The sequence below is a fragment of the Micromonospora sp. NBC_01739 genome, from assembly GCF_035920385.1.
In the GTDB taxonomy this organism is placed as follows: Bacteria; Actinomycetota; Actinomycetes; order Mycobacteriales; family Micromonosporaceae; genus Micromonospora.
Genome location: NZ_CP109151.1, coordinates 1,562,333 through 1,572,477, shown reverse-complemented (window position 1 = coordinate 1,572,477; position 10,145 = coordinate 1,562,333). Strand labels below are relative to the sequence as shown.

At 69.1% G+C, this 10,145-nt stretch carries 3 protein-coding genes; all 3 read right to left on the bottom strand.

Features of this window, described 5'->3' with window-relative positions; genetic code table 11:
- Positions 1-18: 18 nt before the first annotated feature.
- The 3 genes from OIE53_RS06995 to OIE53_RS06985 all read right to left on the bottom strand — a co-directional run bounded on the left by OIE53_RS06995 (position 19) and on the right by OIE53_RS06985 (position 10,133).
- Positions 19-6,249 carry a protein kinase domain-containing protein gene (locus tag OIE53_RS06995; RefSeq protein WP_327025752.1) on the bottom strand — a complete coding sequence of 2,077 codons (6,231 nt, stop codon included), beginning with the start codon at positions 6,247-6,249 and terminating at the stop codon, positions 19-21.
- Positions 6,250-6,743: 494 nt separating this feature from the next.
- Positions 6,744-9,593, bottom strand: coding sequence for a DEAD/DEAH box helicase (locus OIE53_RS06990; protein ID WP_327025751.1), 2,850 nt, complete (start codon positions 9,591-9,593; stop codon positions 6,744-6,746).
- A 159-nt stretch (positions 9,594-9,752) separates the two neighbouring features.
- Positions 9,753-10,133, bottom strand: coding sequence for a hypothetical protein (locus tag OIE53_RS06985; protein ID WP_327025750.1), 381 nt, complete (start codon positions 10,131-10,133; stop codon positions 9,753-9,755).
- Positions 10,134-10,145 lie beyond the last annotated feature (12 nt).

Here is a 10,145-nt window from a genome sequence, read left to right as displayed (position 1 = left end):
TTCAGGGGTTGGCGCAGGTCAGGCGCCGAAGTAGCGCTTGTGTTCGTCGACGATGGCGGCCCAGTCGGCGTCGTGCGGGAAACGGACCACCTCCCAGGCGCTGTCGTAGAGCCGCTCCTCGGCGTCCCGGTCCCGTTGGGCGACGAACTCGTGTTCGTGCACCGGGCCGTCGATGAAGACGGCCACGTTGACCCCGGGCAGCCGGTAGACGAAGTCGGGACGGGCCAACGCCTCGGGGATGAGGGTCTGCGCCTCATCGGGCAGCCGCAGCCCGCGCTCCTTCAGCCAGGTGACGAACTTGCTCTCCAGGGCGGTGTCGGAGTTGTCGGCCAGCCGCTGGAGCTGCTCCGTGCGGGACTCCCCCTGCCCGGTCGAGGTGGCCGTGGCGGCGGCGAAGCGCAGCAGCAGATCCCGCACGCTGTGCCGGTCGATGAACCGGTGGTTGAGCTGGTTGCCGTAGGTGAGCAGGCATTCGTAGCAGCCCAGTGCGCAGGGCCGCTTTTCGTCCGGGCCGCCCAGGTCGGTGCCGTCGGGGGCGAAGTGGCAGATGGCCAGGGCTTCGGCGGCGGCCCGGGCCAGGGCCTGCTGGTCGGACTGCATCAGCCGCAGCACCCCGGCGCCGCCTTCGGCGGCCTCGGTGAAGAGAATCCGCTCGCGGGGGCCTTCGTCGGGCGGGAGGAGTTCGGTGGTCAGCTCCGAATCCTCCAGCTCGAAGGCGGCCTCGATGCCGCGTTCCAGGGCGTACATCAGGGACAGGGCCACCGGCGGGTCCAGCGGTTCGTCGAGCTTGAGCACCAGGATGTTGCGCCGGTCCTCCACGTACGGGATGACGCGCTTCTTGCGGCGCTGCTCGTTGCCATCGGCGTCCACCACCGGCATCTCCCGGGAGTCACCGGAGGCCTCCGCGGCGTCGCGTTCGTTCATCCAGCGCCCGTCGGCCGGGTCCAGCCAGAAACCGTCCGGCTCGTCGGGCTTGGCCCGCACCCGGCCCACATTGGTGATCCGGACCGTCGCCGAATCCCCGTACGACAGGGTCGCCAACCCGCCGACCTGGTCGGCGACGAGAGCGTCGCGGCGGCCCGGCCGGGCCCCATGGTCGTGGAAGCGGTACGAGGTGACCAGCCGGTACCCGGCGCGGCGACGCTCCTCCTCGTCGGAGGAGATCCGCTCCCGGCGCTTGGTGAAGACGGTGTGCAGGTGCAGCAGGCCGACGGTCTTCTCCCCCAGCGCCACCCCGCACATCTGGCAGCGGTCGGCGTTGCCCTGCACGTCGTGGTGGTAACCGCACTGCCCGCACCGACGGGCCTCCCCGGTGACCACATCCCCGGCCGCGTCCGGCGGCAGCTGGATCCGGGTCACCTGGTAGCGCGCCCCCTCGTGGTAAATCAGCGCGCCCGGCCCGAACTCCCGGATGGCCAGGAACCGCGGCCGTTGCAGGTAGTCCCCCTCCCCGGAGCGTCGCCCGGTGGTTGGCACGTACGCGGCCAGCGGCAGCCGGGGGAAGGAGTAGCCGGGCAGGAAACCCTCACTGGCCAGATAGCGGTACGGGTTGAAGTCCGACAGCACCGACTTGCTGTCCACACTCTCGTTCTTGAGCAGGGTCAGCTGCGTCTCGGCCTCCTTGCGGCGACCCACCGCGATACGGCGATCCCGCTCGGAGAGGGTGTGGTCCAACACCCGCCGGTTCTGTTCGGCCTGGTCGACCAGGGCCGCCTTGAACAGGCCGCGCCACCGGTCAAAGGCCCGGTCGAACCGCTCCGGGGTGGTGCGTACGGTGTCCTCGATCCACCGCTCGTCCCACCAGCTCGACTGCGCGTACTCGGGCAGCAGCCCGGCGAAGACGCGGCGGGCGGCGCGGGCGGCCCGCTCCTGAGAGGCGGCGTCGCGCAACGCGGCGGCCAGGTGGTCGTGCAGCGGCAAGGCCGGATTCGGCAGCCGGGAGTCCTCCGGGTAGCTGATGTCGATGCTCTCCGGAATGGTGCGGCCCAGCTTGATGCCGGCCTCCGCCAGCCAGATCGCCTGCACGTGGGAGCGCACCAGGTCCTCGTTGGCCAGGTCGAGGCGGGGTGCGGCGACGGCACCGGCGACCATCCGGTCCGAGCGGCGGAAGTAGTACTGGTCGTGGCTGTTGCCGGTGGCGCAGTAGGTCGTCACCAGGGCCGGTTGGCCGGAGCGGCCGGCCCGGCCGCTGCGCTGGGCGTAGTTGGCCGGGGTGGGCGGGACGTTGCGCATCATGACGGCGTTGAGTTCGGAGATGTCGACACCCAACTCCATGGTCGGCGAGCAGTAGAGCAGCTTCAGCTCGGCCTTACGGAAGGCTTCCTCCCGCTTCTCCCGCTCCACCGGGTCGACCTGGGCGGTGTGTTCCCGGGCGGCCAGGCCGGCCAGGGCCCCGGCCGCGCTGCGGTAGAGGTCCCGGAAGAAGGTGTTCACCCGGGGGCCGTCGCCGCTGGCGTAGGTGCGGGTCAGCGGGTCGTGGCTGCCCGTCTCGCCCCGACCGGCCCGCCACACCAGCGCGGCTGCGGAGACCCGGTAACCGGACAGTGGCGTCTCCGCGCGGCGGTAGCGGCCGGGGCGCTGGGGTGCCTCGGCAACCTCGGTGACCTGACCGCCGTCGCTGAGCACCTTGAGAAGATCCACGATCATCTGCTGGGCGTCGTCGAAGGACAGGCCGGTGCCGAAGTGCGCCCGGCGCAGATACTTGCCGAACTTGCCCCGCCCGGACAGGAACAGCCCCGAGCGGTCCAGGCCCGGCTTCGACCCCTGGGGATAGGCGGTGCCGACCTTCGGCAGGTCGCTGGCCGCGAGCACCCACGGGTCGACCAGCAACTCCTCGCTGGCCCGCTGGAGAGAGTCGAAGTCACCCCGGAAGTACTGCACATCGATGGCCAGGGCCCGGCGCATCTCGTTGAGCAGCGCCCGGACGATCTCGGCGCGCTGGTCCGCCTCCGCGTCCTGAAGTCGGCGGTCGGTGCCGGCCCAGCGTTCCTGCGACGTGGCGAGCCATTCGGCGTCCGGATAGTCGATCACCAACAACCCGGTCTGCTCCAGGTTGGGCATGGTGATCCGCCAACCCCGCTCAAGATCGAGGTACAGGCGGTAGGCGACCACATCTCGCAGCGCCTTGGCGGCCCGCTTCATCATCATCGGCGGCAGGTCCTCGCCCCGGGCGTAGTCACCCGGTCGCAGCCCCAGGGCCTCGGTCACAGTGGCGGCCAGGTCCTCGTGCACCAGGCCCTCGTCCGGCTCGGCGAGCACCGCCTGGTAGAGGGCGCCACGCAGTTGGGTGATCTGCACGAAGTCGTTGAAGTGACCGGCTTGCAGCGAGGCGTCCTGCCGGTTGTCGACGAAGGTCAGCAGCTTGCGGGCCTTGGCGTCCAGTGCCTCGGCGGGCGCGCTGAGCAGCGACCGCACGATCGAGGCCGAGACCAGCGAGGTGGCCGAGGAGCGTCCCTCCTGGTCGAGGGTGGCCAGCTTGGCGAAATCCTTACCCCGGGTCTGCTCGTAGCTGACCCCGCAGTGCAGGCAGAACAGGAACGGCGAGGGTACGAAGGCGGCCCGCAGTTCGCCGCGCCCCTCGAAGCCCTGTGGGTCCACGGTCACGGCCTTCGGCACCCGGTCGCGGTAGGTGGCCCGGACGGTCTCCTGGCCGCTGGGGTCGGCCTCCAGCCACGACTCGGGCAGCCGGCGTTCCTCGATCGCCCGCTGCACACTGGTCGGCCAGGGCCGGTCGGAGTCGATGTAGAGGTACCCGTCGTCGGTACGACCCCCGGTGGCGGCGGTGTCCCGGCGCGGCTCGTAGAAGGCGTACCCGTCCCGTTCGACTCGGAAGACCGTCAGGTATTCCTGGCCGCACTCGCGGCAGAAGGCCAGCGGCAGCAGGATCTTGCGGTCCGAGCCGGGCAGGACGAGCTGGTACTCCCGGGTCAGGTGGCGGGTCAGCTCGTCCTCGAGGGTCACGTAGACGGTGTCGCCCTTGGCCAGGAACTGATGCAGTCGGAACGCGAACAACGGCCGCTCGGTGACCGGATGCCGTGCTTCCGAACCGGCCTTGAGCACGTCCCGAATGGCCTTGCCGCATTCGGCGGCGGTCAGGCCGCTGTGCTGCGCCAACTCCACGGCGGCCTGCTCGATCTTCGCCGGACGCTGCCGGACCAGTCGCCCGGCGTCCTCGACCAGGCCGAACCGGGTCTCGATCCACCTGGCCAGCGGGTCGTTGACCAGATCGCCGTACGCCCGGGGTGCGCCGGGTGCGCGCAGCCGCTCGGCGGAGACGGCGTCCGGCGCGGGGCCGGTGGCGCGGACCAGGGTCTCCCCGATCACGTTGTCCGGGGTGACCTCGGTGCCGAACAGGGTGGTGGCCACCCGGGCCACCGCGGCCCGCTGGTCGTCCAGGCTGCCCTCGCTGGAGATGGTGGCGGAGGTGCCCACGCACTGCAGCCGGTCGGCGCGGCACGCCTCGCGTACCCGGCGGATGAGCAGGGCGACATCGGCGCCCTGCCGACCCCGGTAGGTGTGCAGCTCGTCGAAGACGAGGAACTCCAACCCCTCCGCCATCTTGATCAACGACCGCCGGTCGTCCGGGCGGGTGAGCATCAACTCCAGCATCACGTAGTTGGTGAGCAGGATGTCCGGCTTGCTCTCCCGGATCTCCCGACGCCGCTCGTCGCTCTCCTGACCGGTGTACCGGGCGTAGGTGACCGGCTCACGCCCCGGCCCGTACCCGTCCTGGAGATACTTGTCGAGTTCCTTGAGCTGGCTGTTGGCCAGCGCGTTCATCGGATAGACGATGATCGCCCGTACTCGCCTCTGGGGTTTGGGCCCTTCCTGCTGACGTGAGCGCAGCACCCGGTCCACGATCGGCACGATGTACGACAGCGACTTGCCGGAACCGGTGCCGGTGGTCAACACGTACGAGGCACCCGACTGCGCCTTCTCGATGGCCTCCCGCTGGTGCTGGTGCAGCGTCAGCGGGCGACCGTCACACTCCGTACCGCCCTCGGTCTTACGGGCCTGGAAGATCCGGGCGCACTCCTCGTGCAGGACCCCCTGGCTGACCAGTTCCAGAATGGAGCCGCCGGAGGCGAAGAACGGGTTGAGCGACACCCACGGGTCGGGCCACTGCGACTTGTTGTTCAGGTCGTCCTCGACGAAGGCCGCGATCCGGTCGTTGCGGATGACGGTGCCGCCCTCGGTGAACGCCCGGTAGTCCTTGATGAGCTGCCGGTGCACCCCGAAGACATCCATCCCCGCCGGGCCGGCGGTGGCCAGCACCCCATCGGTGGAGGCCGCCGGCGGCACCGCAGGGGTGCTCTCCACCGCCTCCACGGCCAGCGGTCTCACGGGATCGAACTCATCCCAACCCGGCACGGTGTCCGCGCCCTTAGCGTGCGGACGCAACGCCTCGCGCACACTCACCGCGTCGGCCGGGCGGTCGGCGGGATCCTTGGCCAGCAGTTGCGTGAGCAGCCGGGCCATTCCGGCCGGCACGTCGGAGCGCATCAGGCCGATCGCGGGTACGGGTTCCTCACGGTGCTTCTGACTGAGCTCGTACGCGGACTCGCTGAGGAAGGGCGGGACTCCGGTCAGCAGCTCGAACAGCACACAGCCCAGCGCGTACAGGTCGGCGGCCTGGGTGACGGCGGCGGCCTGGAACTGCTCCGGCGCCATGTAGCGGGCAGTGCCGACGGTCACTCCGGTGCTGGTCACCCGGCCGGTGGCCTCGTCGTCGAGGATCCGGCCCATGCCGAAGTCGAGGACCTTGACCACGCCGCCGCGCAGCAGCATGACGTTGGACGGCTTGAGATCCCGGTGCACGACGCCGACCCCGTGTGCGGCCGCCAACCCGTCGGCGATCTGCGCACCGATGCCGGCCACCCAGGAGATCGGCAGCTGCGGGTGCTCGGCGACGAGGTCCCGCAGGGTCTCTCCGTCGAGCAGTTCCATCGCGATGAAGGGCAGCTCGTCGGCCTGGGCCGCACCGGCGATGATCCGGGGCAGGTTGGGGTGGTCGAGCTTGCGCATGATGCGCACCTCACGCTCGAAGCGCTGCCGCGCCTTGCCGTCGCTCGCCGTGTCGATCATCGCGCCGGACCGGCTACGCAGGATCAGCTTCAGCGCCAGGATCCGATCAGGGGATCCCTCCGCAGCCGACATGTCCTCGGCCCGATGGACCTCGCCCATGTTGCCCTTGCCGATCGCGGCCAGGATGCGGAACCTGCCCGCCACCCAGTCGTTCGCCCCAGTCAATGCTCAACGCTCCCAGCTCGTCGTGCATCGCGAGCGTGGGGCGTTTCAGTTCTGCAGAACCAAGCACTCCGTCAGGCCGACGCCCCCTGCCGAAGGCCGTACTCCGACCCTTCAGCAGTTGAAGGCTGCTCGCGATAACGTCCGTGGAGTATGGATGGTTCGGCATGGCGCGCGGTACTCGTCCGGATAACGAAAATGCCCAGCCGAACGTCGATCTCTTGACAGAGTTCGACCCATGCCTTGGCCGATGACGGTCGCCAATGCCCACAGATGCCCTAAGGAGCGCCGCACCGCGCACATCCGCAGACCACGCGGGACCTGCGAGTATTCCTCACATCGAGGTGGGGCCACCCGTCCGAGAAGTCGACACATCTCCATACCTCTGCCTAGCTGTCGGCACAGGATGTGGGCCTAGGAAGCGGGATCGCGAAGCCATGGAGCCAGCTGTCGGATTGCCGACTCAGGTGCCGCACCTCGGGCGAAAGCACGCACGGTCAACGCCGCCGGCTCGGTTGTCGCTCCCGCGCAATGCTGTGGTCGGCGACCTGTCGCCCCGCTCCCCTGTCGCAGGTCGGGCATCCATAGCCAACCGTCGGTAGGCCACGCCGTCCCACCTCGAACCGCACCAACGTGCGCTCACACCGCCCACACTCGTCGCCAAGCTGGCCGCTGCCGGGGGCGGTGCCGGGGCGACGGCGTTGTGCCCGCCGCACCGCGTCCGTGAACGCCGGATGGCGAGTCCGCAGCACCACACCCGGGTCGGGACCGAGCAGTGAGCCGGTAGCCGTCCAGACCACATCGCCGATCACGGCGCTGGATTCGAGAATCGGCAGGCAGGGTCGGATGTTCAACCCTCTCCGTTTGGCCTCCAGCGCCTCGGCCGACAGGTAGCCATCCGGATCCGGCTCGACCCAGATGGTCACCGGCTCGGTCTGTACGTCCTGTTCGGCGATCAGCTTCAGCGACGCGATCAACGGATGTAGGCCCACCAGCGGCGCCCGGGGAAGCCACATCTCGACGGACCCGGCCTCGGCCAGGTCATCGCGCATCAGGGTGATGACGTCACCTGTCACCCGCTGGGTGACCTCGTTGTCGAGAGCCTCCTCCCACGGCACGACCCGACCTCGTTCCAGCAACGTCGCAAAGAACCGCCACACCGCGTCCCTGCTGGTGCGCTGCCGGTGCATCCGATCCAGCGCTGCGATGACCATCAGGTGGTCGCGGGCGCGGCTGGCAGCCACGTTCAGCAATCGAGCGCCGTCGCCGCCCGATTCGCCCTCGGTGAACCACCGGTGCAGGGGCCGCACCCCGATACCGCTGTCGACCGTGTCGTAGACGACGATGTCCCGCTCTCCACCTTGAAAGCGGTGCACCGTGGACGCCGCCCATGCCTCCTGCTCCGAGTCGGGAAGGAGTGACTCCAGCAGTCGGGCCTGTGCGGCGAAGGGCGAGATGATGCCCAGGCTGGTCAACTCACTGCCCGCCTGCGCGAGGAGCCCGGCGACAAGTTGTGCGTGCATCAGGTTGTACCGGGACGACATGCCCTGCTTGCGGGCAGTACGGGCACCGATGCGGGACGTGTCCAGCAACAGGAGTTCGCCATCGGCCCACGCTGCGCTGCTGCTCCGCGGCCTGGCAGAGATCGTCTCGGCGGAGATCAGCGGGTTTTCCGGATAGAACGCCGCGCTCACGACGGCGTTGATGTCCTGGCGCATACGGTGCTGCTTCGTCAGCGCGGTGAGCCGACCCGGCGCTACGCCCCTGCCCACTGCGGCATCGACGGCAGACTTCTCGAACGGGCTGTTTCGCAGCCACTGCCGTGCTTGCGCAGTCTCGGCAACCACGACCGGCGGCAGTTGCCGAAAGTCACCCGCGACGATGGTGTGCCCACTGCCCGCACCGGCGACCAACAGCGCCAGCGCCGTCGTGGTCATGCTCGCCTCATCGAGAATCACCACGTCGAAGGTGAGTTCACGCAGGGTCCCCAGCACAACCTGATGAGAGGTGGCAGCCACCACCTCCGCATCGCGGCACACCTGTCGGCGTACCAGTTGAAGAGATTCGTCGAGCTCTCGGAGCAGAGCGGTGGAGTCGGCCAGATCCCGCTCCCAGGCCAGCCGCAGTACCTGCTCCTCCTCGGTGAGGCTCGCGTGGCGCCGCCCCAAATCCTTGAGCCGATCCCGCAGGTCACGGTTCCGCCGGCCTTCGTCAACGCGCTTGCGGGCCAGGACCTCACCACGTTTCGCTGCGATCTCGTCGATCAGCACATGCCCCTCGCTGCGCCCGATGAGCGCAGTGTCCGAAGGCTGCCCGAGGCGCACCAGGCCACCCCCGGCAAGCTCAGGTATCACCTCCAGGACGGCACGGACCGCGACATCGACTGCGGCATTGGTGGGCGCGGTGAGCAAAACACGTGATCCACGTACGCAGAGCTGCGCGACGAGGGTGCCGATGGTGGTGGTCTTGCCGGTTCCGGGTGGGCCCCAGAGCCATGTGACACCGGGGGTGAGCCCAAGTTGGATGGCGTGCCGCTGGCCCTGATTGAGCCGATCAACAGCTATGTCCGGCAGCTCCTGCGGCGCGGGCTCATGTCCGGAGTCCAAGATGGCCACCGCTGCCTCGGCGTTGAAACCCGGGCCGCCCTGGACCAACTCGCGCAGACGCTTACTCTGCGCGGAAAGCAGCCACGACAGGTCGCAGCGCAGCAATGCCTCCGCCGGCACCGTCGCCGACGGAGGTATTGCCAGCGTGACGACGTTGCCGAAGACCGACACCACCTCGACGTCCAGCGGCACCCCGTCCACCACGAGCGTCGCCTGCGCGCCCTCCGCCACGCCAAGGTCACCTTCGGCCTCGAAGCGCATCAGCTTCCGGGTCGTCGTGTCGGCAACCACGAGGCCGCTGTTGAGCGGCACATCCTGAAGGGTGCGCTTGTCGGTGACGGCCCGAAGCTCCTCATGTAGCGCTCGGGCGGCCTGCTCGGCGATTCGCGGCCACGAGTCCGGCACTGGTCCGATCGGCGGAACCGGTTCCTCCATGGAGATGCCGATCGAGGCGGCGAGCCGACGCACCTCCGCGAGGGCCTTGCGGGTTGCCGCCGACTCGGCCGGGCGTTGCGCCGGCGGTGCGAGCGCCGTCTCGACCGCCGGGGCAGCCCAGTCACGGGGTATCCAGGTGTCGCCCTGAAGATCGGCGAGGCCGTGAGTGGCGCAGGCGATGTAGATGGCGCTGCTGTCGGTCCGTACGCCCGCTTGGGCCAGTGCCACAAGCAGGGCCTCCTGCGAAATCGGCCCGCGCGCCAGCGCGTGTTGTACGGCCTTGATGAGCCTGCGCTCGCTTCTCACTCCCACATCACCCCGACACCGCCCTACCCGTGAGCCGGCAAGGTAACCAGATCAATTGCAGGCGGGACAATCCACAGAGCAGGTTCTATCGTCGGACTTGGTGTCCGGATTCTGACAATCGCCTACTCCTGGTAGGACGGCAGCAGCGCGTTGTGGAGGTCAGCTGTTCCAGAACATCAGGTCGCGCGCCTGCCGTGAACACGCCGCCAGCTCCGGCACCGCGCGAGGCGGCACGACGTAGTCACGATCCCGAATGAGGGCCAGGAACTGCTCTGGCACCGCGACACGATGACGGCGCACGTAGTAGGCGAAGTCCTTGCGCCACAGCCAGTCACCGTCGGTGAGCACCGTTGCCCCGTTGAGAACCTGCTGGCCGGAGTCGAACGGGTTTTCGGCGACATCCATCACATCGATGAGGACGTACCCGGAGTTCAGGTAACCAACCACCCGGGCCAGGTCGGGCAGCTCCGTGTCGGTGACGCAATCGAAGATGCTCTGCTGCGGCTCGGGGGAGCGCACCGGCCCGAACTCGACGAACATGCCCGCCGTGCG

Excerpts from the sequence above, each read along its gene's own strand:
- OIE53_RS06985 (WP_327025750.1), bottom strand. The coding sequence starts at position 10,133 with ATGTTCGTCGAGTTCGGGCCGGTGCGCTCCCCCGAGCCGCAGCAGAGC.